At 63.1% G+C, this 24,422-nt stretch carries 24 protein-coding genes; 13 read left to right on the top strand and 11 right to left on the bottom strand.

Annotation, left to right across the window (positions count from 1 at the left end; translation table 11 throughout):
- Positions 1 to 158 precede the first annotated feature (158 nt).
- Positions 159 to 1,034, bottom strand: a complete 876-nt coding sequence (locus DKY63_RS07115; protein WP_110963453.1) for a LysR substrate-binding domain-containing protein — start codon at positions 1,032 to 1,034, stop codon at positions 159 to 161.
- 127 nt (positions 1,035 to 1,161) lie between these two features.
- Between DKY63_RS07115 and DKY63_RS07110 the strand changes: the two genes are divergently transcribed.
- Genes DKY63_RS07110 through DKY63_RS07095 form a run of 4 tightly spaced genes read left to right on the top strand, consistent with a single transcriptional unit; the run spans position 1,162 to position 6,201 of the window.
- Positions 1,162 to 2,508 carry an NAD(P)/FAD-dependent oxidoreductase gene (locus DKY63_RS07110; protein WP_110963452.1) on the top strand — a complete coding sequence of 449 codons (1,347 nt, stop codon included), beginning with the start codon at positions 1,162 to 1,164 and terminating at the stop codon, positions 2,506 to 2,508.
- Positions 2,509 to 2,527: 19 nt separating this feature from the next.
- The gene (locus tag DKY63_RS07105) at positions 2,528 to 4,171 is read left to right on the top strand and encodes an FAD-dependent oxidoreductase (protein WP_110963451.1); all 1,644 of its coding nucleotides are present in this window, start codon (positions 2,528 to 2,530) and stop codon (positions 4,169 to 4,171) included.
- 4 nt (positions 4,172 to 4,175) lie between these two features.
- Positions 4,176 to 5,345: an NAD(P)/FAD-dependent oxidoreductase gene (locus DKY63_RS07100; protein WP_204354308.1), complete on the top strand. Its 1,170-nt coding sequence runs from the start codon at positions 4,176 to 4,178 to the stop codon at positions 5,343 to 5,345.
- A 58-nt stretch (positions 5,346 to 5,403) separates the two neighbouring features.
- Positions 5,404 to 6,201: a transporter substrate-binding domain-containing protein gene (locus DKY63_RS07095; RefSeq protein WP_110963449.1), complete on the top strand. Its 798-nt coding sequence runs from the start codon at positions 5,404 to 5,406 to the stop codon at positions 6,199 to 6,201.
- A gap of 422 nt (positions 6,202 to 6,623) precedes the next feature.
- Here DKY63_RS07095 and yghU read toward each other — a convergent pair whose 3' ends face one another.
- From yghU to DKY63_RS07070, 4 genes are all read right to left on the bottom strand, one after another.
- Entirely contained in the window at positions 6,624 to 7,463 is an 840-nt protein-coding gene (gene yghU, locus DKY63_RS07085; protein WP_110963448.1) for a glutathione-dependent disulfide-bond oxidoreductase, read from the bottom strand.
- 39 nt (positions 7,464 to 7,502) lie between these two features.
- Entirely contained in the window at positions 7,503 to 7,805 is a 303-nt protein-coding gene (locus tag DKY63_RS07080) for a DUF1330 domain-containing protein (RefSeq protein WP_110963447.1), read from the bottom strand.
- A gap of 137 nt (positions 7,806 to 7,942) precedes the next feature.
- The gene (locus DKY63_RS07075; protein WP_110963446.1) at positions 7,943 to 8,617 is read right to left on the bottom strand and encodes a type 1 glutamine amidotransferase domain-containing protein; all 675 of its coding nucleotides are present in this window, start codon (positions 8,615 to 8,617) and stop codon (positions 7,943 to 7,945) included.
- A 47-nt stretch (positions 8,618 to 8,664) separates the two neighbouring features.
- Complete coding sequence (locus DKY63_RS07070) at positions 8,665 to 9,867, bottom strand: MFS transporter (RefSeq protein WP_110963445.1); 1,203 nt, start codon at positions 9,865 to 9,867, stop codon at positions 8,665 to 8,667.
- A 176-nt stretch (positions 9,868 to 10,043) separates the two neighbouring features.
- Here DKY63_RS07070 and DKY63_RS07065 point away from each other — a divergent pair, with 176 nt between their 5' ends.
- Complete coding sequence (locus tag DKY63_RS07065; RefSeq protein WP_110963444.1) at positions 10,044 to 10,952, top strand: LysR substrate-binding domain-containing protein; 909 nt, start codon at positions 10,044 to 10,046, stop codon at positions 10,950 to 10,952.
- Positions 10,953 to 10,955: 3 nt separating this feature from the next.
- On the opposite strand, the gene DKY63_RS07060 is transcribed toward DKY63_RS07065, so the two are convergent.
- Complete coding sequence (locus DKY63_RS07060; RefSeq protein ID WP_110963443.1) at positions 10,956 to 11,873, bottom strand: LysR family transcriptional regulator; 918 nt, start codon at positions 11,871 to 11,873, stop codon at positions 10,956 to 10,958.
- A gap of 134 nt (positions 11,874 to 12,007) precedes the next feature.
- Here DKY63_RS07060 and DKY63_RS07055 point away from each other — a divergent pair, with 134 nt between their 5' ends.
- Positions 12,008 to 13,321: an MFS transporter gene (locus DKY63_RS07055; protein ID WP_110963442.1), complete on the top strand. Its 1,314-nt coding sequence runs from the start codon at positions 12,008 to 12,010 to the stop codon at positions 13,319 to 13,321.
- 52 nt (positions 13,322 to 13,373) lie between these two features.
- Complete coding sequence (locus DKY63_RS07050) at positions 13,374 to 14,129, top strand: creatininase family protein (protein ID WP_110963441.1); 756 nt, start codon at positions 13,374 to 13,376, stop codon at positions 14,127 to 14,129.
- 3 nt (positions 14,130 to 14,132) lie between these two features.
- Here the strand turns inward: DKY63_RS07050 and DKY63_RS07045 are convergent, their stop codons facing one another.
- Entirely contained in the window at positions 14,133 to 15,131 is a 999-nt protein-coding gene (locus tag DKY63_RS07045) for a LysR family transcriptional regulator (protein WP_110967869.1), read from the bottom strand.
- A 184-nt stretch (positions 15,132 to 15,315) separates the two neighbouring features.
- Between DKY63_RS07045 and DKY63_RS07040 the strand changes: the two genes are divergently transcribed.
- The 6 genes from DKY63_RS07040 (at position 15,316) to DKY63_RS07010 (ending at position 20,101) form a co-directional block, all read left to right on the top strand.
- On the top strand, positions 15,316 to 16,338 hold the full coding sequence (locus DKY63_RS07040; protein WP_110963440.1) for an asparaginase: 1,023 nt from the start codon (positions 15,316 to 15,318) through the stop codon (positions 16,336 to 16,338).
- 50 nt (positions 16,339 to 16,388) lie between these two features.
- Positions 16,389 to 17,153: an amino acid ABC transporter ATP-binding protein gene (locus DKY63_RS07035; protein ID WP_110963439.1), complete on the top strand. Its 765-nt coding sequence runs from the start codon at positions 16,389 to 16,391 to the stop codon at positions 17,151 to 17,153.
- A gap of 39 nt (positions 17,154 to 17,192) precedes the next feature.
- Positions 17,193 to 18,035, top strand: coding sequence for a glutamate ABC transporter substrate-binding protein (locus tag DKY63_RS07030; protein WP_110963438.1), 843 nt, complete (start codon positions 17,193 to 17,195; stop codon positions 18,033 to 18,035).
- A gap of 21 nt (positions 18,036 to 18,056) precedes the next feature.
- Positions 18,057 to 18,689: an amino acid ABC transporter permease gene (locus tag DKY63_RS07025; RefSeq protein WP_110963437.1), complete on the top strand. Its 633-nt coding sequence runs from the start codon at positions 18,057 to 18,059 to the stop codon at positions 18,687 to 18,689.
- Positions 18,686 to 19,576 (top strand): amino acid ABC transporter permease, encoded by an 891-nt coding sequence (locus DKY63_RS07020; protein WP_110963436.1) that lies wholly within the window; start codon positions 18,686 to 18,688, stop codon positions 19,574 to 19,576. The genes DKY63_RS07025 and DKY63_RS07020 overlap by 4 nt, the downstream gene beginning before the upstream one ends.
- A gap of 132 nt (positions 19,577 to 19,708) precedes the next feature.
- Positions 19,709 to 20,101, top strand: coding sequence for a GFA family protein (locus tag DKY63_RS07010; protein ID WP_110963435.1), 393 nt, complete (start codon positions 19,709 to 19,711; stop codon positions 20,099 to 20,101).
- 119 nt (positions 20,102 to 20,220) lie between these two features.
- Here DKY63_RS07010 and DKY63_RS07005 read toward each other — a convergent pair whose 3' ends face one another.
- The 4 genes from DKY63_RS07005 to DKY63_RS06990 all read right to left on the bottom strand — a co-directional run bounded on the left by DKY63_RS07005 (position 20,221) and on the right by DKY63_RS06990 (position 24,146).
- Complete coding sequence (locus DKY63_RS07005; RefSeq protein ID WP_110963434.1) at positions 20,221 to 21,405, bottom strand: trans-sulfuration enzyme family protein; 1,185 nt, start codon at positions 21,403 to 21,405, stop codon at positions 20,221 to 20,223.
- Positions 21,402 to 22,778: a pyridoxal-phosphate dependent enzyme gene (locus DKY63_RS07000; RefSeq protein ID WP_110963433.1), complete on the bottom strand. Its 1,377-nt coding sequence runs from the start codon at positions 22,776 to 22,778 to the stop codon at positions 21,402 to 21,404. The genes DKY63_RS07005 and DKY63_RS07000 overlap by 4 nt, the downstream gene beginning before the upstream one ends.
- A 305-nt stretch (positions 22,779 to 23,083) precedes the next feature.
- Entirely contained in the window at positions 23,084 to 23,395 is a 312-nt protein-coding gene (locus DKY63_RS06995) for a hypothetical protein (RefSeq protein ID WP_162634879.1), read from the bottom strand.
- Between the two features lie 88 nt (positions 23,396 to 23,483).
- The gene (locus DKY63_RS06990) at positions 23,484 to 24,146 is read right to left on the bottom strand and encodes a glutathione S-transferase family protein (protein ID WP_110963431.1); all 663 of its coding nucleotides are present in this window, start codon (positions 24,144 to 24,146) and stop codon (positions 23,484 to 23,486) included.
- Positions 24,147 to 24,422 lie beyond the last annotated feature (276 nt).

Genomic DNA, 24,422 nt, shown 5'->3' with positions numbered 1-24,422 from the left:
GCGGGGTATCTGGATAAACGCTGCGTTCTTGAGTCCATCGCGAGCAGGCTCGCTCCTACAGTTTCTGGGGCTGGCCGAATAACGGGTGGTCGACACAAAAACTGTGGGAGCGAGCCCGCTCGCGATGAGACCGGCACATTCAACATCGATGTTGCCCGTTAAGCGGTTCTCTGGTTTTCCAACCAGCCGAGAAACTCGGAAAACCCGCTCGAATGTTTCACCCGCCGCGGATACACCAGCGTGTATCGCCCACCGGTCACAATGCGTCCGGCATGCACGCGAACCAGTTGGTCGTTGCGCAATTCATCCTGGGTGAGCACCGCGTCGACCAAGGCAATCCCCTGACCGCATTTCACCGCGACAATGGCCGATTCCAGGGTGTCGAAGGTCAGATGCGCGTTATCCGGGCCAATCGAGTCCGGGTAGTACTCTTCCCAGCGACGCCAGTCGAGGCGGTCCATGCTCGAGTCGACCAGCCGCGCGGTTTTGAGCAGATCTTCGGGTGTGGTGCCTTCGAGCAGCTGCGGCGAGCACACGGGAATCAGCTCTTCCTCCCATAAATCCAGCGCTTCGAAGTCCGGCCAGGTGGCGGTTCCGTAGGCGATCATGGCGTCGATCGATTCGAAGGCGAAATCGGGAAAGCGGTGATACACCGTGTCGACACTGACCGTGACCTGCGGATGCTCGCGATAGAACGCCGTCAGCCGTGGAATCAACCAGCGCGCGGCCATGGTCGGATGCGCCCGCAGGCTGACGCTGGTGCCCACGGTGGCGAGCATGTGCGAGGCGTCCGAGAGCAGGCCGATGACCTGTTCCGCCACCGGCACCAGCGAGCGGCCTTCGGCGGTGAGCACGATCCTGCGCGTGTGCCGCTCGAACAGGCGGGTGTCCAGGCGTGCTTCCAGCTGCGCGACCTGGCGACTCACCGCGCTCTGGCTGAGGTTGAGCTGCTCGCCCGCCTTGCCGAAGTTGCCGGTCTTGGCAACCGTCAGGAAGGCCTGCAAAAGCTCGATCGATGGCAGTTGGCGGCTCATGTTTCTATGCGTTCCTCACATGGAATTAATGCGCAGACATCACTGTAATTTCAGCCTGACGGGGCACATTCTTAGCCGAAACCACGACGCAGCGCCATGCGTCATTTCCCACTCGGCGATTTCCCTTATGAACACTCCAGTAGCAGCTTTGGCCGGCGTATCGACGCCCCAGGACAATCCACTGCCCCGTGAAGTCGACGTGGTGATCATCGGCGGTGGCCTGATGGGCTGTGCCTGTGCCTATTACCTTGGCAAGGCCGGGGTGAAGGTGCTGCTGCTGGAAAAAAGCCTGCTCGCCGGCCAGCAATCGTCCCGGGCCTGGGGCTTCGTGCGCCAGCAATCGCGGGACGAGGCTGAAGTGCCGCTGATGCAGGCCAGCATCGGCCTCTGGCGCTCGCTGGAGCGTGAATTGCAAACCGATCTGGGCTGGCGCAACGACGGCTGCCTGTTTGTCGCGGGCAACGAGGAAGAGCGTGAGGGATATGCCTCCTGGCTGAGCGTTGCCCGCAGTTTTTCCATGAACACCGTGATGCTCTCGCCCAGTGAAGTGCTCAAGAAATTGCCGGGATACGCTGTGCCACAACACGGTGGACTGTTCACCGCCAGCGACGGTCAGGCCGAACCCACGCTGGTGGCGCGGGCCTTCGCCATGCGTGCCCGCGAGCTGGGGGCGCAACTGGTGGAACACTGTGGCGCCAGGGGCATCGACGTCGCCGCAGGGCAAGTGGTGGGTGTCGAAACCGAGCGCGGTTATGTGAAGGCGAAAACCGTGGTCTGCGCCGCCGGCGTCACTACCTTCCGCCTGCTGCGCCTGCTCGGTATCGAACTGCCGCAGCAACTGGTCCGTGGCACGGTGGCGCGAACCACTTCGGGCCCGACCCTGAGCGGCATTTCCACCATCGCCAATGGCGTGGGTTTCCGCCAGCGGCTCGACGGTAGCTTCAACATCGCCGACGACGCCCATGTCGACGTCGACATGACCCTCGGCCACCTGCGCGCCCTGCATTGGTATGCACCTTCATTGTGGGCGCACCGCAAGTCGTTTCGCTTCAACCTCAACGGTGCCTGCCTGACGGACCTGCACCAGCGCATGCCGTGGTCGCAGGCGTCGCGGCTGGGCGAGGGCATCCACGAGCGCAATCCGCTGATCAAGCCCAATGAAAAGGGCCTGGGCACCGCCATGCGGGCGCTCAAGGCAGCGTTCCCGGGGCAGGTCGATACGCAGATTGCCGATCGCTGGGCGGGGGCCATCGACGTCTTGCCCGACGGCATTCCGGTGATCGATGCGCAAACCTCACCCCGGGGCCTGGCGATCGCCACCGGTTTCTGCGGCCACGGCTTTGCCATGGGGCCGATCGTGGGCAAGACCCTGGCGGACTGGATCGACTCGGGCGATCCGGGCCTGGACATGCGCCAGCTGCGCCTGTCGCGATTTGCCGAAGGCGACGTCAAGCCGCCTTCTTCGTTGTTCTAGTCGACTCGAGGGAAACCCGATGGCCACACATAACAAAAACAACTACTACGATCCGGCGTCGGTGGCGGGCAAGGCGCCGCCGATCAGCGACGAGACTGACATCCTGATCGTCGGCGCCGGCCCCGCAGGGCTCGCCGCAGCCTTGAGCGCCATCGGCCATGGCCTGCGCGTCACCCTGGTGGATGAAAACCCGGTGCCGCTGGAAACCATGGGCGAGGAGGTGCCGCTGCATTTCGGCGGGCGCATGGGCGCGGCGGTGGCCAACCGCAACAGCGTGCTGCAGACCTTGCTCGATGCCCGCCCGGAAATCTCCGAGGCGCTCGAAGCCGGTGTCGACGTACGGCTCGGCACGGCGGTCTGGGGCCTGTTTCCCCAGCAGCCCACCGCTGCATGGATCGACGGCGCCGTGGCCGGACTGGCCGACGAGGACAACGCCTGGCTGCTGCGCTTCAAACAGGTGATCGTCGCCGCTGGCCGGCGCGACATGGGCCTGGCCTTCGACGGCTGGCATCGCCCCGGTGTGATGGGTGTCAGCGCGGCGCATCGGCTGGCCACAGTTTACCAGGCGCTGGACTGCAAGCGTGCGGTGCTGGTCGGCAGCGACACCCAGGCGCTGGCCACGGCCAAGGCGCTGATCGCCAGCGGCGTGCAAATTGCCGCGATCATCGAACAGGCGCCGCAGGTCAGTGGCGATCCGGCGCTACTGGCGCAACTGGTGGAGCAGGGCGCGCGGCTGTTGACCGGGCATGTGGTGCGCGAGGCGTTCGGCGATGGATTCGGGGTCAAGGGCATGACCGCCGTGGCGATCGACGACAGCGGTCGTCCGGTTGACGAGGCGCTGGTCGAGATCGAATGCGACACGGTACTGCTGGGCGTGGCTGCCATTCCCGCCATCGAACTACTGGAATCGGCGGGATGCCGCGTGTCCTTCCAGGCTGAGCGAGGCGGTCACGTCCCGGACGCGGATCCGCTGCAGCGAACTTCCTTGCCCTTCGTGCTGGTGGCCGGTGACTGCGCGGGTGTCTGGCCGTCGAAAAGCCTCGACGAGGACATTGCCCGACGCGAAGGCCGCATCGCCGCGCACACCGCGCTGGTGGCGCTGGGTGTCGACATCGCGCCGAGCGGGCGGGCCCCGGTCCCCGACGCGCCCGTCGTCGACCCGGCTGCCCATCGCACGGCCTGGGTGCGGGCCTCCACGCTCCACGCACAGAACCAACCCTTTGTCTGCCAGTGCGAAGAAGTGACCGCCAGTGAGATTCTCGGTCAGCAACCGCCGCGTTATCTGCAATGGACGCCGGCCCAGGCGTCGCTGGAAATCGCCATGCAAAACGATTCGCCCAACCCGGACGTGACCAAGCGCCTGACGCGCGCCTGCATGGGCCCGTGCCAGGGCCGCCGTTGCCGTGAACAGGTGGCGGCCTTGCTCGGCCTCGGCGCCGGCCTGAGTGTCGACGCCATTGCGCTGGCCTCGTTTCGCCCGCCGGTGCGCCCGCTGTCGATGCGCCAGGCCGGGCAGGTCGAGGAAACGCCACAGATGCAAAGCCGCTGGGATGCGTGGTTCGACATGCCGTCGCAGTGGACGCCGTTCTGGCTGTGCGCGGGGGAGCAGACCGTCGCCCGGCGCAGGACAGACGCCGCGCCTCAACTCAATGCAGAGGGCTGACACCATGCAGACAGTCAAGAAATCCTCATCCAGCGCCTCCGTGGTCATCGTCGGTGGCGGCGTGACCGGCTTGAGCGCCGCCTGGTGGCTGGCGCGCGATGGCGTCGATGTGCTGGTGCTCGAAGCCGGCCTGATCGGTTGGGGCGCCTCGGGGCGTAACGGCGGCGGTTGTTCCCATCACCACAGCCCACTGTTCGTCGAAGAGCAGCGACTGTGGCCGATGATGGACGAACTGCTCGGCTATCCCACCGAATACCGCCGGGATCGCATCAGCATCGACCTCACCGAACATCAGGTTGCCCTCGATCAAAAGGTGGTGAACGATGCGGCCTGGTATGGCTTGCGCGTCGACCAGTTGGACCCGCAGCAGGTGCGCGACCTGGTGCCCTTTGCCGGCGACAACGTACTGGCCGGCTTCTACTACCATTTCGGCGGCCACGCCAATCCGCACCGCACCTTGCAGGCCTATGCCTGGGCGCTGCAGAACCTCGGCGGTCGGGTGCTCGAACACACGCCGGTCGTGGACATCGTGCGCGATGGCGACCGGGTGACCGGCGTGCGCACGGCCCAGGGCCTGATCGCCTGTGACCATCTGGTGATTGCCGCAGGGCCGCACACCGGTGAATTGGCAGCGCAGCTGGGGGTCGAGATTCCGCTGGTAACCGCCCGTGCCGAGATGATCGTCACCGAGCCGCTGCCCTTGCTTGACGTCGGCGGCGTGGATGGCAACGGCCTGTATGGCCGGCAAACCCTGCGCGGCAATCTCGCCTACGGTGGCGGCCCCCACGAGTGGGTCGATCTGGCGGATGTGCGCGGCACCCGGGCGCAATCAACGCCGCTGCAATGCAACATCGCCAGGCGCCTGGCCGAGCTGTTCCCCAAGGTCGCCCACAAGCGGGTGATTCGCAGTTGGGCCGGCTTCATCGAAAACACCCCGGACGGGCGTCCGGTCATTGATCGGCCTGCCGCGCTGGACAACGTCACCGTTGCCACGATGTCGGGTGTCGGCTTCGGGCTTTCACCGGCGAGCGGTCATGCCATTCGCGACCTGGTCGTGGACGGCGTGTGCAGTTTTGCCGATCTTTCCACCTTCTCACTCTCGCGTTTCAGCGCCCTCGAATCTGACTGGCAAGCCATTCAGGGCTGGTTGCCGCTGCCGTTGCCGGCGGCTTGAACATGCGTTTTCCAAGCCATGCGTTTATCACTGTCCTCCAATAAAAAAGGGATCGACCATGAAACGAATACTGCGCAACCTGACCCTGGCGGCCTCCCTCGGCCTGACCTTATGTACCTTTGCAGCGCCCGCCACGGCGGCCCAGGAGAAACTGCGTTTTGGCGTCGCCGCCGAGCCGTACCCGCCGTTTTTGGTGAAGACGCCCAGCGGGCAATTCACCGGCTTTGAGCCCGATTTGATCCGCGCGTTGTGCGAACAATTGAAGGCCGAGTGTGAGATCAAGGAAGTGGCGTGGGACGGCATCATTCCCGCGTTGATCGCCAACAAGTTCGACGTGCTGTTCAACTCCATGGGCATTAGCCCGGAGCGGCAGAAGGTGATCGCGTTTTCCCGTCCCTACTATGAAACGACCGGCATCTTCGTCGCGCCGAAAAACGTCGACGTGACCCTGACTCCCGAAGGTCTCGCCGGCAAGGCTATCGGCGTGCAGGGCTCGACCACCAACGCCGAATTCATCCGCACCGCCTATGGCAACACCTCGGATATCCGCATCTACAACACCCAGGACGACTGCAACGCCGACCTGATTGCCGGGCGCATCGACGTCATGTTCCTCGACAAGGTCGGCGACATCGACTTCCTCAAGTCCCGGGACGGCAGCGCGTTCGAAGAGAAGGGCACCGGCAGCATCAAGATGGACCCCTTGAAATATGGCCTTGGCGTCGGCGCGGGCCTGCGCAAGGGCGACGTCGAGCTCAAGACCCAGATCGATCAGGCGCTGACCCAATTGTATGAATCGGGCAAGTACACGCAGATTTCGCAGAAGTACTTCCCGACCGATCTGTGGCCGCACTGACGCGCGGCGGGTTGCACGCAAATGCCAGGGCTTGCAGAAATCCCTGTAGGAGCGAGCATGCTCGCGATGGACGTCAACGATGACGCGGGAAACCTGACACCCCGCGGTGTTCTCAGGTCCATCGCGAGCATGCTCGCTCCTATAGGGTTTGTGCTTTTACACAAATGCCAGGGCTGGCAGATAAACCTGTGGGAGCTGGCTGGCCAGCGATGGCGGTGTGTCAGTCGCTGGTGATATTGGATGTGTGGGCCTCATCGCGGGCAAGCCCGCTCCCACAGGGTTTGTGGTCGTACACAAATACCGGGGCCGGCCGATAAACCTGTAGGAGCGAGCCTGCTCGCGATGGTCGTCAACGATGACGCGAAGAACCTGACACCCAGCGGTGTTCAGGAGTCCATCGCGAGCAGGCTCGCTCCTACAGTTCAGTCCAGATCACTGGCCTGATGCCGCTCCGGCACCTGGCTTTGCTCGTCGCCCCATGTCCGGTTGACCCGCTGGCCACGGATCACGGCCGGGCGTTTGGCGATGTCTTCGGCCCAGCGCTGCACGTTTTTGTACTCGTGGGCAGAGAGGAATTCCGCCGCCGAGTACACGTTGTCCCGCACCAGTTGGCCATACCACGGCCAGACCGCGATGTCGGCGATGCTGTAGTGGTCGCCGGCCAGGAAGGTGCTTTCGCCAAGGCGGCGGTCGAGGACGTCCAGCTGACGCTTGGTCTCCATGGTGAAGCGGTTGATCGGGTATTCGTACTTTTCCGGCGCGTAGGCAAAGAAGTGCCCGAAACCGCCGCCCAGGTAGGGCGCCGCGCCCATCTGCCAGAACAGCCAGTTCAGGGTTTCGGTGCGCCCGGCGGGGTCCTTGGGCAGGAAGGCGCCGAATTTTTCCGCCAGGTACAACAGGATCGAACCGGACTCGAACACGCGAATCGGCGGTTCTGCGCTACGGTCCAGCAGCGCCGGGATCTTCGAGTTCGGGTTGATCTCGACGAAGCCGCTGGAGAACTGGTCGCCTTCACCGATGCGGATCAGCCAGGCGTCGTATTCGGCGCCGGTGTGCCCCAGTGCCAGCAACTCCTCAAGCAGGATGGTCACCTTCACGCCATTGGGCGTGGCCAGCGAATACAGCTGCAATGGGTGCTTGCCGACTGGCAGAGTCTTGTCATGGGTCGGGCCGGCAACCGGGCGGTTGATGTTGGCGAACTGGCCGCCTGACGGTGCTTCGTGCTTCCAGACCTTGGGCGGGACGTAGGGCTTTTTACTCACGAAAGGGACCTCCTGGTGGTGGGCTTTGCTCGTGGAGCGTCAGGCCGGTGCGACGTCGCTGCCTTCAACCAGCAGCATCCGGTACTGCGCCCCCTTGAAACGATGTTCGCGCGCTTGTTCATAGGCCGGGCTGTTGTACCACGCCCGGGCGGCGTTCATGTCGGGAAACCGCAGGATCGCCACGCCCTCGGCCGATGGACCTTCCAGCACCTCGAGCTGGCCGTAGAAGGCGATTCGGGTGATGTCGTGGCCGGTGCGGGCGGCGGGGGCCTTCTGCGCGTATTGCTGCATTTGCGCTTCGTCGAGGGTGTTTTCGCGGATGAAAATAACATAAGCGGACATGATGAACTCCTGGGTGTGATCCCTGTAGGAGCGAGCCTGCTCGCGATGAACCCGAGAACACCGCGGGGTGTCAGGGGGTAAGCGTCATCGTTGACGACCATCGCGAGCATGCTCGCTCCTACAGGAGGTAAAAAGATTCAGAGGGTTTTCAGCGCTTCGACCATCGCCTTCGCCAGCGGCCCGCCGGAGGCCGGGTTCTGGCCGGTCATCAGGCGACCGTCGACCACCACTTTTTCCTGCCACACCGCCGCCGATGAATACTCGGCACCCTCGGCGCGCAACGCGTCCTCTAGGAGGAACGGCACGTCCGCCTGGGCGTAACCGGCTTCCTCGTCGTTGGAGAACGAGGTCAATCTGCGGCCCTGGACCAGCGGGGTGCCGTCCGCCTGCTTGACCCCAAGGAACGCCGCCGGACCGTGGCACACTGCCGCGACGATCTTGCCGCCATTCCACGCACGTTCCACCGCACGTTTCACCTCAGGATCCTTGGCAATATCGACCATCGGGCCAAGGCCGCCGGGGAAAAAGATCGCGTCATAGTCCAGCACATCCACCTCCGACAACCGACGGCTGTTGGCCATGCGCCGGATCGCCGAGCTGTTGCGAAAGGCCAGTTGTGCCGGGTCGGTCTCGTCGTAGCCGTCTTCCGGCGGGTTGCCACCCAGTGGCGAGGCGTACTCGACGGCCACGCCCGCTTCGGCGAACACCTCGTAAGGGTGGGCGACTTCCGGGAAGAAGTAGCCGGTCTGGCGATTGTTAGGGCCGATTTCGGCGGTGTTGGTCAGGATGAACAGGACGTGTTTGATGCTCATGGATGTCTCTCCTACAGGATGGAAAACGCGGGTTTTGAGTTAAAGATTCAGGCGACGCTTGCCACAGGGGCGAGCGGGGCAGGGCGGCGGATCAGGGTGAGTCCGAACAGCACCAGGCCGGTCAGGGTCATGGCAAAGCCGGCCCAGCCTGCCGACAGCAGGCCGTAACCTGCATCGATCGAGGCGCTGCCACCCCAGGCGCCAATCGCGTTACCGAGGTTGCACGCAGCCAGGGTCATGGCGCCCATCAACGATGGCGCTTGCGGGGCCAGTCGGGTCAGGCGAACTTGCAGGGTCGGCAGCGAAGCCATCAGGCCGGCACCGAGGACGAACAGGGCAGGGAAAAGCACCCAGGGCGATTGGCCGGCGGTGGCGATCGTCGCCAGCATCGCCAGTGCCGCGCCGAATCCCAGCACGATGCCGCGCATCGGGTAGCGGTCCGCCATGGGGCCGCCGACGCTGTTGCCGGCGGTCATGCCCAGGCCGAAGATCGCCAGGGCCACCGGGATCAGGCTCGGTGCCAGCTGTGCAGCGTCAGTCACGATGAGGCCGATAAAGGTGTAGACCGCGAACAGGCTGGCGATACCGGCGGTAGCCACCGCCATCACCCCCCAGACGCTGCCTTGGCGCAGGGCCGACAGTTCCTGAATGATCGGCGTGCCGTTGAGCGCCTCGCTGCGTGGCAGCCATTGGCGGATCGCAAGCAGAGCCAGACCCGACAACACGGCCACCGCCAGATAGGTTTCACGCCAGCCCAGGTGTTGACCGAGAAAGGTCGCCAGGGGCGAGCCGATGATCGTGGCGATGGTCAGCCCGGTCATGACAATGGCGAACGCCTTGCCTTCCTGTCCCGGGCCCATGATCCAGGACGCAACCATGGCGCCGGCACCGAAATAGGCGCCCTGAGGCAGGCCGCTGAGAAAGCGCGCAGCCATCAGCAGATTCAGGTCGGTGGCGATCGCCGACAGCACGTTGCCGACCACAAACAGCGCCATCAACCCCAGCAACAGCGTGCGCCGGTTGAGCCGCGCCGCGGCCAGGGTCACCGCCGGTGCGCCAATGACCACGCCCAGGGCGTAAGCGGTGATCGCGTTGGTGGCCTCTGGCACATCGATGCCAAGGCTGGCAGAGAACAGCTGGATAATGCCCATGCTGGCGAATTCGGATGTGCCGATGCAGAAGCTGCCCAGGGCCAGGGCAAACAGCGCCAGGGCGCGAGTCAGCTTGTTCGGGGGGAGGGTGTCGGTCATCTGAATCACCTTGATTGGAGTTGAGCCTTTGAAGCCGGTTGCCGGTTGCGGCAGCGCCTTCTGGATGGGCCCAACTATGATTCAGGGTGAGATATTCAAGAAATTTACTTACTTGATGTTAGATATTCATCAGGCATTATGTGTGCTGAATCCTTCGATCCAGACGGTGGCAACCCATGCGCTACGATCTCAATCTCTTGCCGGTCTTCATTGCGCTGATGGAAGAGCGCAGCGTCACCCGCGCCGCCCTGCGCCTGGGCATCACTCAGCCGGCTTTGTCGAACGCCCTCAATCGGCTGCGCGACACCCTGCAAGACCCGCTGTTCATCCGCGAACGCTACGGCATCAAGCCGACCCAGTTTGCCGAAGAGATCGCTCCGGTGATCGTCGAGAGCCTGGGCCGTCTCGACGAAGTACTGGTCGGACGGCAGCATTTCGATCCGGCGACCGCCACGCGCCAGCTCAACATCGCGGTCAATACCTACGTGGAAGTGGTGTTGGTGCCGGGCATCGTCGCCCGGCTGCGGGAGTTGGCGCCCGGAATAAAAATGTCGCTGGCGCCCTACGGCAATGACCTGGCTGAGACCGGGGTGATATCCGGTACCACTGACATGGTGCTCGGGCGCATCGTCGAGCCGCCCGACAACCTGATCATCCAGCACCTGATGGACGACAGCCTGGCGTGCGTGGTGCGCGCCGACCATCCGGACATCGGCGACAGCCTGTCCCGCGAGCAATACGAGGCGCTGCGCCACGTTAACATCCAGCCGCCGGGGCGCCTCAGGGCCGGGCTGTTCCAGGCGCTCGACCGGCAGGGCCTGCGGCGCGAACTGGCGATTTCGGTGACGCATTTCCTGGCGGTGCCGGAGATCATCGCGGTCACCGATTACTGCGCGACCCTGCCTCGGCTGATCTGCAAGCAAATCGCCAAGGACCCGCGCCTGAAAGTGGTGGAAGCCCCCGTTGATCTGGGGACCTTCCCGGTGCAGATCGCCTGGCACGTGCGCTATCGCAACGATCCGGCGCACAAGTGGTTCCGCCAGTTGCTGGTGGAGACCGCTGCCGGATTGTCCGCCGCACATTGAGGTTCAGTCGCCGGGCTCGAACATCGGCAGGCGTTGCAGCATCCAGTTGAGCAACTCCTGGGCCGGCGCGGTCAAGGCTCGTCCCGATTTGACCAGGAGCTTGGCCTCAACCCCGAGAAACGTCGGGTGGTCCACTGACACTGCCGTCAGGCTGCCCTGGGCAATCTCCCGGTAGGCGGCGAACTCACCGAGCAACGAGGCAAAATCCCCGCAAGCCACCAAGCGCTTGAGGGCCGCCAGCGAGTTGCTGACCAGCGCCGGGTGGATCTCGATCTTCTCGGCGTATTCGAGCATTTTGATGGCGTGACCGATGCCGAAGGTGGTGGGTGTCAGCACCAGTTGGCAGGCGAGCACATCCTCGACGGTTGCGACGCCGCCCCTGACCGCCAAGGGGTGATCGGGCCGCACCAGCAGCATCACCGGCTGTGAAGAGGTGGCGCAGAAATCGATGTGCGCGTGGGGCGGTGGGTTGTAGGCAAGGCCGATATGCGCGCGGTTTTGCGCCACTTCATCCAGCACATCGTCGACGGGCAGGATGTCCAGCGTGATATCGAGCTTGGGGTACTGCTTGCAGAACGGCGCCAGCACGTTGTCGATCAGGGCATCGACATAACCTTCGCTGATCACCACACGCACATGGCCTTGTTGCAGGCCCTTGATCGCTTGCAGTTGGTCTTCGAGCCGCTCCTGGTGGGAGCGATACCCGCGCCAGAACTCCAGCAGATGCGCCGCCGCTTCGGTCGGCTGCACGCCCCGTGCCTGGCGTTCGAACAGCTGCGCGCCCAATTCCTCTTCCAGCAATTTGATTTGCCGGGTGATTACCGAAGGCGAGGTGTTGATGCTGTCCGCCGCGCCACGAATCGAACCGTGGACCAGCACTTCGTGAAAATACCGCAGCCGTTGCTGATTGATCTCGCGCATGTGGTTTATCCCTTCATTCCTGAGTGTTGCTTACAGGGCAACGATACGCGAACTTAGTTGCTCTTGCTGGCCTCAAGGGTGCGGGGCAACATTCATCCCACGACCTCTGTGAACAACAATAATGGGAGACGCGCATGGCCACCTTCACACCCGCGGCAAGAACGGAGGCGCTGGCGGTCCTCTATCGCAAGCTCAACTGGCGCCTGCTGCCGCTGTTGTTCATCTGCTATGTGTTCGCTTATCTGGACCGGATCAATGTCGGCTTCGCCAAACTGCAGATGCAAAGTGACCTGGGGCTGTCCGATGCGGCCTATGGCGCCGGTGCCGGAATCTTTTTCCTCGGCTATGTGTTGTTCGAATTACCCAGCAACCTGATGCTGCCGAAGGTCGGCGCACGTAAGACCTTCAGCCGCATCCTCGTGCTATGGGGCATCATCTCGGCGTGCATGCTGTTCGTGCGCGACGTGCCGACCTTCTATGTAATGCGTTTCCTGCTGGGTGTGTTCGAGGCCGGTTTTGCGCCGGGCATGATCTATTACCTGTCCTGCTGGTACGGCCCGACGCGGATGGCCCGGGCCATCGCCATCGTGTTCATCGCCGGGCCCATTGGCGGCATTGTCGGCGCACCGCTGTCGGCCTGGCTGATGACCACGTTGTCCGGTGTTGGCGGCTTGGCGGGGTGGCAGTGGATGTTTCTGATCGAAGGTTTGCCTTGTGTGTTCCTTGGCATCCTCATGTATTTCGTGCTGGCCAACCGCCCAGCCGAGGCCCGCTGGCTGAATGCTGAAGAGAAGCAACTGCTGGCGGCGGAACTTGGTCCATCGACAGGGCACACGCATTCCTTCAAGGCCGTGCTGCGCGACCCGAAAACTTATGTACTGGCGTCGGCCTACTTCTGCATCATCTTCGCGATCTATGCCATGAGCTTCTGGCTCCCGGCGATCCTCAAGGACCAGGGCGTCAGTGACACGCAACAGTTGGGCTGGTTTGCGGCAATCCCCTATGTCGGCGCGGCGATTGGCATGTACTTTATCGGGCGACGCTCCGATCGCCTGGGCGAGCGGCGCTACCACTGCGCGGTACCGGCGGGCATCGGCGCCGTGCTGTTGCTGATGTTTCCCCTGGCCGCCGGGCATGTACTGCCGTCGCTGATGTTGTTGTCGCTGGCCACCGCCGCGATGTTCATGGCCTATACCGTGTTCTGGACCATGCCCTCGGAGCACATCAAGGGTGACGCGGCCGCCGGCGGCATCGCCTTCATCAACACCATCGGCCTGTCCGGTGGGTTCTGGGGGCCGGCGGTGATCGGTTGGGCCAAGACGGCCACCGGCACCATGAGCCTGGGCGTCGTCGCTGTCGGCTGTGCCGCGTTGTGTGCGACGCTGATCGTGCTTTTCCACAAATCGTCAGTGAGCCAAACACCTGTTCCTGAATGGAGTGCTGGCTGATCCGCCAACGCTCGACTACACCTCCAAGCAACCCTTGAAAGAGAGAACTCAGATGCTGCTATACATGTCCACCTGGGCCGAAATCGACCAGTTTCTCCAACGCAGCCGCACCATCGTGATTCCCATCGGCTCCAATGAGCAACACGGCCCCACCGGGCTGTTGGGTACCGACTGGATGTGCCCGGAAATCATCGCCCGCCAGGCCCAGCAAGACGCGGACATCCTGATTGCGCCCACTTTCAATATCGGCATGGCGCAACACCATCTCGGTTTCCCCGGCACCATTTCCCTGCGTCCTTCGACCTTCATGGCGGCAATTGGCGACTGGGTGCGTTCGCTGGCGGCCCACGGCTTCGAGAAGATCCTGTTCCTCAATGGTCACGGCGGTAACGTGGCGTCGATTGAGGCGGCCTTCTCGGAAATCTACGCCGAAGCCAGCTTCGCCCGTCGCCCGGCCGGCTTCGCCTTGAAGCTGTGCAACTGGTGGGATCTGGAAGGCGTGAATGAACTGGCCAAGCAACAGTTCCCCACCGGCCACGGCGTGCATGCCACACCGTCGGAAATCGCCATCACCCAGTGGGCCTATCCGGATTCGATCAAGACCGCCGACTACTCGCCGCAGATCGCCAACTGGGGGCCGATCCGTGAAGCAGCGGACTTCCGCGCCCGCCACCCGGACGGCCGCATGGGCTCCGACCCGGCGCTGGCCACTCCGGAAAAAGGCCGCGAGCTGGTGATGCTCGCGGCGCAGGGGCTGGTCAAGGAAGTGGCGGCGTTCAGCCGGGAAGCGAAAGCGGGCCAGCAGTAATCATCACTCTGCCGAAGGCCGGATGGGGTCATCAGCGATGGGCTGATCCACATCTGGCCGAAACAGCTCCGGCGGCAATTCACCAATGCCCTTCAAGCGTGTTTCGAGAAACTCGCGCAGCACCCGAACCTTGGTGGAGTAGCGCCGGTTGGGCAGGTAGGCCATGTAGATCTGCCTGCCGGTCAGCGAGTTTACGAATCGATAGTCCGGCAGCACGATCTGCAGTTCTCCACTGAGCAGCAAGTCGCGCACCAGCCAGATTTCGAATTCGGCGATGCCCAGGCCGCCGCAGGCCGCTTCGAGCAGCAGCTCGGAGTTGTCCGACTGCAGGTTGCCCTTGGGAAAAATCGAATGCTTCACTTCGCCCTGGGTGAAGTACCAATGGGGGTCGGCGTCGGGGTGCAGGTAGATCAGGCAATTATGAGCGCTCAGCTCGGCCGGTGTGGCGGGATGGCCGCAACGCGCCAGGTAGTCGGGGGACGCACACAACAGTGAATCGTTGCGACTGATCGGCCAGGCGATCAGGTTCTCCAGATGATTTTCCCCTTCATGGATATCCAGGTCGAAGCCGCCGACGATCATGTCGTTGTGGTTGTCGGTCAGGCGCAGGTCCATCTGGATCCCCGGGTACATCTGCAGGAAGGGGGCGATCAGCGGCGCCAGAAAGCGCCTGCCGAACGCCACCGGTGAGACCAGTTTCAACGGGCCGCTGGGGGCCAGGTTGAGATCGCTGACGACACGCAAGGTGTCGTCCAGGTCCGCGATCATCGACAACGCCCGCGCGTGGTAGATCTGGCCCGCTTCCGTGAGCGCGACGATGTGCGTGGTGCGGTGCAGCAGGGTGGTGCCCAGCGATTTTTCCAGTGCCGAAATCATCCGGGTCAAGGTCGAAGGGGAGACGTGCATCTCCCGGGCCGCCGCGGAAAAGGTGCCCAATTCCACCACTTTGACCAGAGCCCTCATGACCCCCAGGTGATCGATACGTGTCGTTTCAGACGTCATGGTTGAAGTGATTGCCTTTGCGTGGGATGCAAAACCGAATTCTGTTTCATGATATTCCATCGGTATTTGCTGGAATATAGACTCATTTTCGATCGAAGTGCGCACGTCGTTCATCACCACCGACCCCGTATTCGCCCCGCAGCAACCTTGGTCCACGGGGCAATCTTTGGAGTATCGAGATCACATGGATTTTCCCGCACACGTTCCACTGGCCATAGCTACCCGAAACGAGCACGTGGAGCGCATCCACTGGGGCTCGGTGGCCGTGGTCGATCACCAGGGCTCCTTGCTGGCGTATGCCGGCGATCCTGGCGCAATGATGTTTTCCCGTTCGACGCTCAAGCCCTTTCAGGCCATTCCGTTCGTTCGCGACGGCGGGGTGGAGCACTTCGGTTTCTCCGACGATCAAGTCGCCCTGATGTGCGCCAGTCACTCCGGGGAAGACACTCACGCGAATGCCGTGAGCAGCATGCTCTCGAAAATCGGGCATACCTGCACCGACCTCGGCTGTGGCTGCCACCTGCCGGACATCTACGGTCTGGACAACCTGCCGCCCGCCGGTTTCCGCTACGACCAGCGTCACCACAACTGCTCCGGCAAGCACAGCGGGTTCCTCGCTTATTGCCGCCTGCATGGCTTGCCCAGCGAGACCTATCTGTCCCCCGATCATGCCTTGCAGCGTGATATTCAGCGCGTCGTCGCCTCCCTGAGCGGTGTACCGGAAAAAGGCTTATGGACCGGCACCGACGGCTGCAATGCGCCGAATCTGGGTATGCCGTTGTCGCGCCTGGCCTTGATGTGGGCGCGCCTGGCCAGCGGCGATGGCGGTGGCGATGCCAGCCTCGAACCGATACTCAAGCGTTTGTTCGATGCCATGCGCAGCCATCCGCAAATGGTCTCGGGCACCGGACGCGCCGACCTGGGGATCACCTTGGCTTCCAATGGCGACTGGGTCGCGAAGACCGGTGCCGATGGCTTGCAGACGGTCGGGATCCGCAGCCGTGGCCTGGGTGTGGCGGTGAAAGTCAGCGATGGCGATTTCCCCAGCGTGTTCGCCGTGACCATTGCCGTGCTCAAGCAACTGGGCGTGCTGGAGGTGGACAGCGATAATCCGCTGTTGGCCCCGTGGGCCGACCCGGTGATCAAGAGCTACAACGGCGAGCGCGCGGGCCAATTGAAAGCCACGGTGCAATTGAAGTTCGTCTAGTACAGGATGCCTGCCGGGCACACATCAGACTTAGGGGCAGATCACCAATCATGCTTTCGACTCACTCGCAAAATCAGCCGGTCCCCGCCATCTCGCTGCGCGCCGTCAACAAGTTCTTCGCCAGCCAGCAGGTGCTGTTTGACGTCGACCTGGAGGTGCAGCCCGGTGAAGTGGTGGTGATCATCGGCCCGTCCGGTTCCGGCAAATCGACCCTGTGCCGCTGCATCAACCGTCTGGAAACCATCACCAGTGGCGAGATTTTCCTGCACGGCGAACGCCTGCCGGAAGAGGGCGGGGCACTGGCAAAAATGCGCGCCAAGGTCGGGATGGTGTTCCAGAGCTTCAACCTGTTTTCCCATCGCACCGCCATGCAGAACGTCGCCATGGGGCCGCGCAAGGTCCTTGGCATGCGCGGCGCCGAGGCCGACGCCTGGGCCATGCAGCTGCTCGATCAGGTGGGCCTGGGGCACAAGGGCAAGTCCTATCCCGCTGAACTGTCGGGCGGCCAGCAACAGCGCGTCGCACTGGCCCGTTCGCTGGCGATGAAGCCCAGCGTGATGCTGTTCGATGAGCCGACCTCGGCGCTCGACCCGGAAATGGTCAACGAGGTGCTCAAGGTCATGGTCGACCTGGCCCGCACCGGCATGACCATGGTGGTGGTCACCCATGAAATGGGGTTTGCGCGCTCCGCCGCCGACCGGATCATTTTCATGGACGCCGGGCGGATCGTCGAAAGCGCGCCCCCGGAAACCTTCTTCAGCGCGCCTCGTTCGGAGCGCGCCCGCGAGTTTCTGTCCAAGGTTCTTGCACACTGATCCACTCAACCGACATCACAATAAAAAGAGAGAACAACCATGCGTTCAAATCGAATCGTTTCCTTCGGCGTCTCCCTCCTGGCTTCCTGCATCTTCGCCTCGTTCGCATCGGCCTCCACCGCTGAGCAGTTCCCGGCCGATTCGACCATGGCCAAGATCCAGCAGCGCGGCAAGTTGGTGGTGGGCAGCTCGCTCAACACCCTGATGTTCTCTTCGCGCAACCCCATGACCGGTGACGTCGAGGGCTTCGAGGCTGATCTGGCGCGGATGCTGGCGAAGAAACTCACCGGCTCCGAAGACAATATCGAATGGGTCAGCACCACCCCGGAAAACCGTATCCCGCTGGTGGAGAACAAGCGGGTCGACATGGTCATCGCCACCATGACCGTGACCGATGAGCGCAAGAAGGTCATCGGCTTCGCCGGCCCGTACTACCTGGCCGGACAGGATTCGCTGGTGCGTGCAGATGATCAGTCGATCAAGAAAACCGCCGACCTGGATGGCAAGACCGTCTGCGTCCTGAGCGGCACCACCGTGGAGCGCAACCTCAAGCCACTGGCACCGACCGCGAAAATCGTCACCTTCAGCGACGCCTCGGCCTGCGTCGAAGGGCTGATCGACAAACGCTTCGACGCCTATGTCGACGACGGTGCCACCCTGGTCGGCGAATCCATGCGCCAGCCCGGAAAAATGCGCGTGGTCGGCGCGCCGTTCACCGAGGAGCCTTACGGCATTGCCGTGATCAAGGAAGACACCACCTGGCGTGACTGGCTCAACAGCCAGTTGAGCGCCTCCATTGCCAATGGCCAGTGGAAGGAAATGTACGGCAAGGACCTGGAAGAGGGACTGGGCGCACCGCAGGTGCCGGTGATTGAACAATAAGAACCGGTCGAGGCGAACCTGATGTCGTATATCGAACGCTTTCTGGGGGGGATCGGGGTCAGCATACAGCTGACCCTGCTGTCCTTCGCCATTGCGATCGTTCTCGGGCTGCTGCTGGCAATCATGAGGGTGAGCCCGTGGCCACCCTTTCGCTGGTTTGCCAGCAGCTACGTAGAACTGATGCGGATGATGCCGCTGCTGGCGCTGTTGCTGCTGTTCACCTTCGGCCTGCCGAAGCTGGGTTTCATGTACTCGCTGTTCACTTCCACCGTGCTGGTCCTCGGGCTGTACAGCGCGGCGTGGATCTGTGAGGTGGTGCGTGCGGGTATCAATACCGTGCCGATCGGGCAGGTCGAAGCCGCGCGCAGCATCGGCATGCGTTTCGACCAGATCCTCGGTGAAGTGGTGCTGCCCCAGGCGGTGCAATCGGTGATCGCGCCACTGGGCAATCTGTTCATCATCCAGATCAAGGCGTCGGCCATCGGCGCGGCGATCGGGGTGGCGGACATCACCTACACCGCGCAGAAGATCAACTTCGACACTGCTTTGGCGGTACCGACCTTCCTCGGCGCCATGGCGGCCTATTTCCTGCTGACCCTGCCGGCGGGCCTGTTCTTCCGCTTCCTGGAACAAAAAATGGCGGTGGTGCGATGAACGCCGATAACCTGCTTTACGAACCGCCGGGGCCGATCGCCAGACGACGTAACCGGATCATCTCGGTGATCGGCGTGGTGCTGTTGTTCGGCCTGCTCTATGCGGTGGGGCATCGCCTGGATGCCAGCGGTCAGTTCGACGCCCATCGCTGGAAAATCTTCCTGCATCCGGGGACCCTGAAGTTTCTGTTCGATGGCCTTGTGGCCACTTTGCTGGCCGCGGTAATCAGCACGGTGCTGGCCTTCAGTCTCGCCGTGCCCCTGGCGCTGGCGCGTCTGTCTGACCGGCTTTGGCTGAGCACGCTGGCGGCGAGCTACATCGGTTGCTTCCGTGCGGTCCCGCTGCTGTTGCTGATCCTGTTCACGGTCATCCTGCTGCCTTCGATCGGCTTGCACTGGTCGGCCCTGGGTTACCTGATCTTCGGCATGGTGCTGCACCACAGCGCAATGACCGCCGAGATCGTCCGCGCCGGCATTCTTTCGCTGGGACGCGGACAGCGCGAAGCGGCGCTGTCGATCGGCATGCGCGAACACCAGGCGATGATCTGGATCGTCTTGCCCCAGGCGCTCAAGCTGATGTTGCCGGCGTTGATCAGTTCCATTCTGGCCATCGTCCAGGACACGTCGCTGGGCTACATCATTCCGTACGAAGAGCTGCTGCGAAGGTCCCAGCAGATCTCCAGCTTCGCCCCGCAATCGCTGCTGCAATCGGCGTTCATCGTCACGGTCATGTACGGTTTCGTCAGTGCGTTGCTGCTGGCCCTGCGGCGCTGGATCGAGCGGCGCCAGGCCTATACTTCACGGGCGGTGGTTCGCGAGGATGGCATTGAAGCGAACCCGATCGAAGCGCTGGGCGGCGTTCCGGGCATGCCGGCGCGCAAGCCGTAAGGCCATGCAGAACCTGTAGGAGCGAGCCTGCTCGCGATGGCGGTGGGTCAGTCGCCATTGATGCTGGAAGTGCCGACGCCTTCGCGAGCAGGCTCGCTCCCACAGGGAACTCGCAAGCAGAGGAGACGCACCATGGACCGATTCACCGGCGGTTGCCTGTGCGGCGATGTCCGGATCGTGGCAACGGGGCGGCCCTATCGGGTGGGCTTGTGCCATTGCCTGGACTGCCGCAAATACCATGGGGCGCTGTTTCATGCATCGGCGATATTCCCCCAGGACGCGGTGACCATCGAGGGTGAAACACGAGACTACGCCGGACGGTGTTTTTGCCCCCGGTGCGGGTCTTCGGTGTTCAACCGTACTGACGATGAGATTGAAGTGAACCTGGGGGCGCTGGATGCGCCGGACCAGCTCACACCTACCTATGAAAGCTGGACCGTGCGGCGTGAGGCGTGGTTGCCGGCGTTTCCGGTTGGCCGGCATTACGAGCATGATCGTGAAGGTTCAGACCGCTTCGAAGATTAACCACACCAATAACCCCTTGTGGGAGCGAGCCTGCTCGCGAAAAACGCTCAGACACCGCGTGCATCCAGATAGCCCGCGTCATCGTTGACGTCCATCGCGAGCAAGCTCGCTCCCACAGGTCATTGGCCAATCTGTGCCAGCGCCTGCGCCAGATCCGCCCGCAGGTCCTCCACATCCTCAACCCCCACCGACAACCGAATCAGCGAATCGCCAATCCCCAGTTGCGCACGAGTCTCTGCCGGAATGGTGGCGTGGGTCATGATCGCCGGGTGTTCGATCAGGCTTTCCACGCCGCCCAGGCTTTCGGCCAGGGCGAAAATCTCCACGCTTTCCAAAAAGCGCCGGGAGCCTGCGAGGTCGGTGTTCAGGTCCAGGGAAATCATCCCGCCGAAGCCATGCATCTGTTTGCGCGCCAGCTCATGCTGCGGGTGCGACGTCAGGCCGGGGTAGTAGACGCGCTTCACCTGTGGCTGGCGCTCCAGCCATTGCGCCAGGTCCAGGGCATTGCTGCAGTGGCGTTCCATGCGCAGGGCCAGGGTCTTCACTCCGCGCAAGGTGAGGAAGGCGTCAAACGGGCCGGCGATGGCGCCCACGGCGTTTTGCAGGAAGCCCAGGCGTTCGGCCAGTTCGGCGTTCTGGCCGACCACAGCGATACCGCCGATCACGTCGGAGTGGCCGTTCAGGTACTTGGTGGTCGAGTGCAGCACGATGTCGAAACCCAGTTCCAGCGGACGCTGGATCCACGGGCTGGCGAAGGTGTTGTCAGCCACGCAGATAATCCCTCGGGCGCGGCAGATGCGAGCGATGGCGGCCAAATCCGACAGGCGCAGCAGCGGGTTGCTCGGCGTCTCGATCATCACCATGCGGGTGTCGTCCTGCAACGCCGCTTCGAACGCCGACAGGTCGGTCAGGTCGACGAAGCTGAAGCGGTGCCCGGCGCTGCGCTGGCGGACCTTGTCGAACAGGCGGAAGGTGCCGCCGTATAGATCATTGCCGGAGACCACGTGGGAGCCGGCTTCGAGCAGTTCCAGCACCGTGGAGATCGTGGCCAGCCCCGAGGCGAAGGCGAAGCCCCGGGTGCCGCCTTCCAGATCCGCCACGCAGCGTTCCAGGGCAAAGCGCGTCGGGTTGTGCGAGCGGCCGTAGTCAAAGCCCTTGTGTACGCCGGGGCTGTCTTGCAAATACGTGGAGTTGGCATAGATCGGCGGCATCAGTGCCCCGGTGGTCGGGTCCGGGGTCTGGCCGGCGTGGATCACCCGGGTCGCGATGCCCCGGGGCGCGGCGTCTTTATCGTGCTGACTCATGCAAGGGTTCTCCGTAGATGATTGAGCATGTCGACCCGGGTAATCAGGCCGTGGAAACCTGAAGCGTCGGCGATGATCGCCACCAGCCCGCGGTCGAGCACCGCTTCGAGCTGCGCCCGGCTGGCATCGGGCGCCAGGGTTTGCAGCTTGTCGGTCATGGCGCAGGTGACGGTCATGCGAAAGTGCGCATCGCCACTCTGCACGTTCAGCAGGATGTCGGATTCGTCGATCACCCCGACCAGGCGCTTGCCGTCCTCCAGCACCGGCAGTTGCGAGACATCCGCCAGGCGCATGCGCTGGAACGCGGTGAGTAGGGTGTCGTCGGGGCCGACGCTGATCACCCGGCCATCCTCGAAGCGCCGGGCGATGAGGTCGCGCAGGTCGTCATAGCGCTTGCTTTGCAGCAGGCCCTGATCGGACATCCATTGATCGTTGTAGACCTTCGACAGGTAACGGGTGCCGGTATCGCAGACGAAACTGACCACCCGTTTCGGCTCGGTCTGTTCGCGACAATAACGCAGCGCCGCCGCCAGCAGGGTACCGGTCGACGAACCGCCGAGAATGCCTTCCTTGCGCAGCAACTGGCGGGCGTGGTCGAAGCTTTCTTCGTCGCTGATCGAGTAGGCGTGACGCACACTCGACAGGTCGGTGATCGACGGAATGAAGTCCTCGCCAATGCCTTCCACCGCCCAGGACCCGGGGGCGCCGAGGGTGCCACTGCGACTGTACTCGGCCATCACTGAACCCACCGGGTCGGCCAGGACCATTTCCAGGTCCGGTTGCACCCGCTTGAAGAAACGGGTCAGGCCGGTGAGGGTGCCGGCGGAACCGACACCGACGACAATCGCGTCGACATCATGCTGGGTCTGCGCCCAGATCTCCGGCGCGGTGCTGCACTCGTGGGCCAGCGGGTTGTGCGGGTTGTTGAACTGATCGGCGAAAAACGCATCGGGAATTTCCCTGGCCAGCCGCGCGGCCACGTCCTGGTAGTAATCGGCGTGACCCTTGCCGACATCGGAGCGGGTGATGTGCACCTCGGCGCCCATGGCCTTGAGGTGCAGGACTTTCTCCGTGGACATCTTGTCCGGCACCACCAGCACCACGCGGTAGCCCTTGGCCCGGCCCACCAGGGCCAGGCCCAGGCCGGTGTTGCCGGCGGTCGCTTCGACGATGGTGCCGCCGGGCTTGAGACGGCCATCGCGTTCGGCGGCATCGATCATCGCCAGACCGATGCGGTCCTTGATCGAACCGCCGGGGTTTTGCGATTCGAGCTTGAGAAACAGGGTACAGGGGCCCGTATCGAAACGGCTGACACGCACCAGCGGCGTGTTGCCAATCAGTTCGAGCACGGCAGGGCGGGAGTCGTTCGGCATATCGTCACCTCACTGCAGGGATCCTTGGTGGTTTGCCATCGATCGCCTGCGAGTCTTCGCAACGTTCGCGGCATTGCCTCGTCTGGACCATAGGCCTGGATCGCCACCCTCGCAACCGACTTGCTGAAAGTAGCCCCGACATTGGGGAAATTACCTGCGATGGGGTGGTTTCTGGGTAGAGGCGAGGGGCCATCAGGCCGTCCCTGTACCTGTAGGAGCGAGCATGCTCGCGATGCACGACAGAACAACGCGGGGTGTCAGGCTGCGAGCGTTATCGTTGACGTACATCGCGAGCGTGCTCGCTCCTACAGGGTGACGGTGATCATGAACAGGTTGATGTGTTGCATGACCTCGGTGATGGTCGTCAGGCCACAGGCCTGCATGCCGGCCATGAGCGTCGCCTGGTAGGGCGTCAGGGCCAGGCCCGCCAGGGGCTGGATGTCCGGCATGAACCGTTCGGCAAGGCCAATGGCCGAAAGGGTTGCCGCGCTCACCAGCGCCGCCGCGGCGGCGGTCAGAACTACAGCAGTGACGACCATGATGGCTACCAGTGCAGCCAACAAGACTGCCAACGTCGATTGCCCCGCCATGCACACCTCCGCAGACGATTGCGCCATAGGGAGGTCGGCTGACGCTCCCCGGCGACAGGTGCCAAAGCAAGGGGCAGGCCAAGCGGCGGGAGGCGGTGATAAATTTATGTAACAGTCAGCGGAAGCGGTCCTCAAGCGCCTCGGCAAACGGATACCAGGCAAACCACGGCCGGGCTTCGTCGAGCACCCGTTGCACCGAAGGACGTTGAATCAGGCGCTCGAAGTACGCATGCACCCTTGGGCAATCGTCGGGGATCGACACCAGGGTGCGCGCATAGAACAGGGCGGGCACGGCGGAGCAGTCGGCCATGCTGAAGTCCGGGCTGGCGATCCAGCCGGCACCGTCCAGCTGGCTTTCGAGCATGCCGTAGGCAGTGAGCAGGGCGGCCCTTTGTTTGCTCAGGTCGCCGGCGCTGGCATGTATGCGATCGGCAACGATCTGCTGCATGGGCTGCTGCACGTGGAGGTCGAAAAAGCGATCCCACAGCCGTACCTGCAGCGCCGTGTCCCAATCTTCGGGGATCAGCCGGTGCTGACCGGCATGGAAATGGTCCAGGTATTCGATGATGACACTCGACTCGGCCACGGTGCGTTGCCGGGCGTGATCGCGGATCACCGGGAACTTGATGAGCGGCCAAAGCGCTTCGAGCTCCGCGCGATCGGTTTCGCTGGAAAGGTCGATGAGGAGCTTTTCACAGTCGATCCGGTGCTCGTAAAGCGCAATCAGCGCCTTGTGGCAGAACGACGAGAGCGGGTGGTAGTACAGGGTCAGGGACATGGGTGGTCACCTCGGTACGGGTGTGCAAGCAGTATTGACCATCGATGAAAACCTGCGGGGTGGATTTTCAAATACGACCGCGATCCATGCCTCTGCACGACAAGCCTTATCCCTCCACGAAAACTACTTTCACCGCGTTTGAAAATCGCCTCTCGAAATGTTTTAAGACTTTCACGTCATCTCCTGTAGGAGCGAGCCTGCTCGCGATGGAGGACAACGATAACGCTGGCGGCCTGACACCCCGCGTTGTTCTGTCGTGCATCGCGAGCAGGCTCG

Origin of the sequence: Pseudomonas putida (genome assembly GCF_003228315.1) — a bacterium.
Classification (GTDB): Bacteria; Pseudomonadota; Gammaproteobacteria; order Pseudomonadales; family Pseudomonadaceae; genus Aquipseudomonas; species Aquipseudomonas putida_S.
The sequence above is the reverse complement of the archived record's forward strand: the minus strand, read 5'-3'. Positions and strand labels throughout refer to the sequence as shown.

Bases quoted from the DNA above. Each gene is read 5' to 3' on its own strand.
- DKY63_RS07115 (WP_110963453.1), bottom strand. From the start codon at position 1,034: ATGAGCCGCCAACTGCCATCGATCGAGCTTTTGCAGGCCTTCCTGACG.
- DKY63_RS07055 (WP_110963442.1), top strand. From the start codon at position 12,008: ATGGCCACCTTCACACCCGCGGCAAGAACGGAGGCGCTGGCGGTCCTC.
- DKY63_RS07080 (WP_110963447.1), bottom strand. From the start codon at position 7,805: ATGTCCGCTTATGTTATTTTCATCCGCGAAAACACCCTCGACGAAGCG.
- DKY63_RS07035 (WP_110963439.1), top strand. From the start codon at position 16,389: ATGCTTTCGACTCACTCGCAAAATCAGCCGGTCCCCGCCATCTCGCTG.
- DKY63_RS07000 (WP_110963433.1), bottom strand. From the start codon at position 22,778: ATGCCGAACGACTCCCGCCCTGCCGTGCTCGAACTGATTGGCAACACG.
- DKY63_RS07105 (WP_110963451.1), top strand. From the start codon at position 2,528: ATGGCCACACATAACAAAAACAACTACTACGATCCGGCGTCGGTGGCG.
- DKY63_RS07025 (WP_110963437.1), top strand. From the start codon at position 18,057: ATGTCGTATATCGAACGCTTTCTGGGGGGGATCGGGGTCAGCATACAG.
- DKY63_RS07095 (WP_110963449.1), top strand. From the start codon at position 5,404: ATGAAACGAATACTGCGCAACCTGACCCTGGCGGCCTCCCTCGGCCTG.
- DKY63_RS07070 (WP_110963445.1), bottom strand. From the start codon at position 9,867: ATGACCGACACCCTCCCCCCGAACAAGCTGACTCGCGCCCTGGCGCTG.
- DKY63_RS07045 (WP_110967869.1), bottom strand. From the start codon at position 15,131: ATGACGTCTGAAACGACACGTATCGATCACCTGGGGGTCATGAGGGCT.
- DKY63_RS07100 (WP_204354308.1), top strand. From the start codon at position 4,176: ATGCAGACAGTCAAGAAATCCTCATCCAGCGCCTCCGTGGTCATCGTC.
- DKY63_RS07110 (WP_110963452.1), top strand. From the start codon at position 1,162: ATGAACACTCCAGTAGCAGCTTTGGCCGGCGTATCGACGCCCCAGGAC.
- DKY63_RS07060 (WP_110963443.1), bottom strand. From the start codon at position 11,873: ATGCGCGAGATCAATCAGCAACGGCTGCGGTATTTTCACGAAGTGCTG.
- DKY63_RS06995 (WP_162634879.1), bottom strand. From the start codon at position 23,395: ATGGCGCAATCGTCTGCGGAGGTGTGCATGGCGGGGCAATCGACGTTG.
- DKY63_RS07020 (WP_110963436.1), top strand. From the start codon at position 18,686: ATGAACGCCGATAACCTGCTTTACGAACCGCCGGGGCCGATCGCCAGA.
- DKY63_RS07005 (WP_110963434.1), bottom strand. From the start codon at position 21,405: ATGAGTCAGCACGATAAAGACGCCGCGCCCCGGGGCATCGCGACCCGG.
- DKY63_RS07030 (WP_110963438.1), top strand. From the start codon at position 17,193: ATGCGTTCAAATCGAATCGTTTCCTTCGGCGTCTCCCTCCTGGCTTCC.
- DKY63_RS07065 (WP_110963444.1), top strand. From the start codon at position 10,044: ATGCGCTACGATCTCAATCTCTTGCCGGTCTTCATTGCGCTGATGGAA.
- DKY63_RS07040 (WP_110963440.1), top strand. From the start codon at position 15,316: ATGGATTTTCCCGCACACGTTCCACTGGCCATAGCTACCCGAAACGAG.
- DKY63_RS06990 (WP_110963431.1), bottom strand. From the start codon at position 24,146: ATGTCCCTGACCCTGTACTACCACCCGCTCTCGTCGTTCTGCCACAAG.
- DKY63_RS07075 (WP_110963446.1), bottom strand. From the start codon at position 8,617: ATGAGCATCAAACACGTCCTGTTCATCCTGACCAACACCGCCGAAATC.
- DKY63_RS07010 (WP_110963435.1), top strand. From the start codon at position 19,709: ATGGACCGATTCACCGGCGGTTGCCTGTGCGGCGATGTCCGGATCGTG.
- DKY63_RS07050 (WP_110963441.1), top strand. From the start codon at position 13,374: ATGCTGCTATACATGTCCACCTGGGCCGAAATCGACCAGTTTCTCCAA.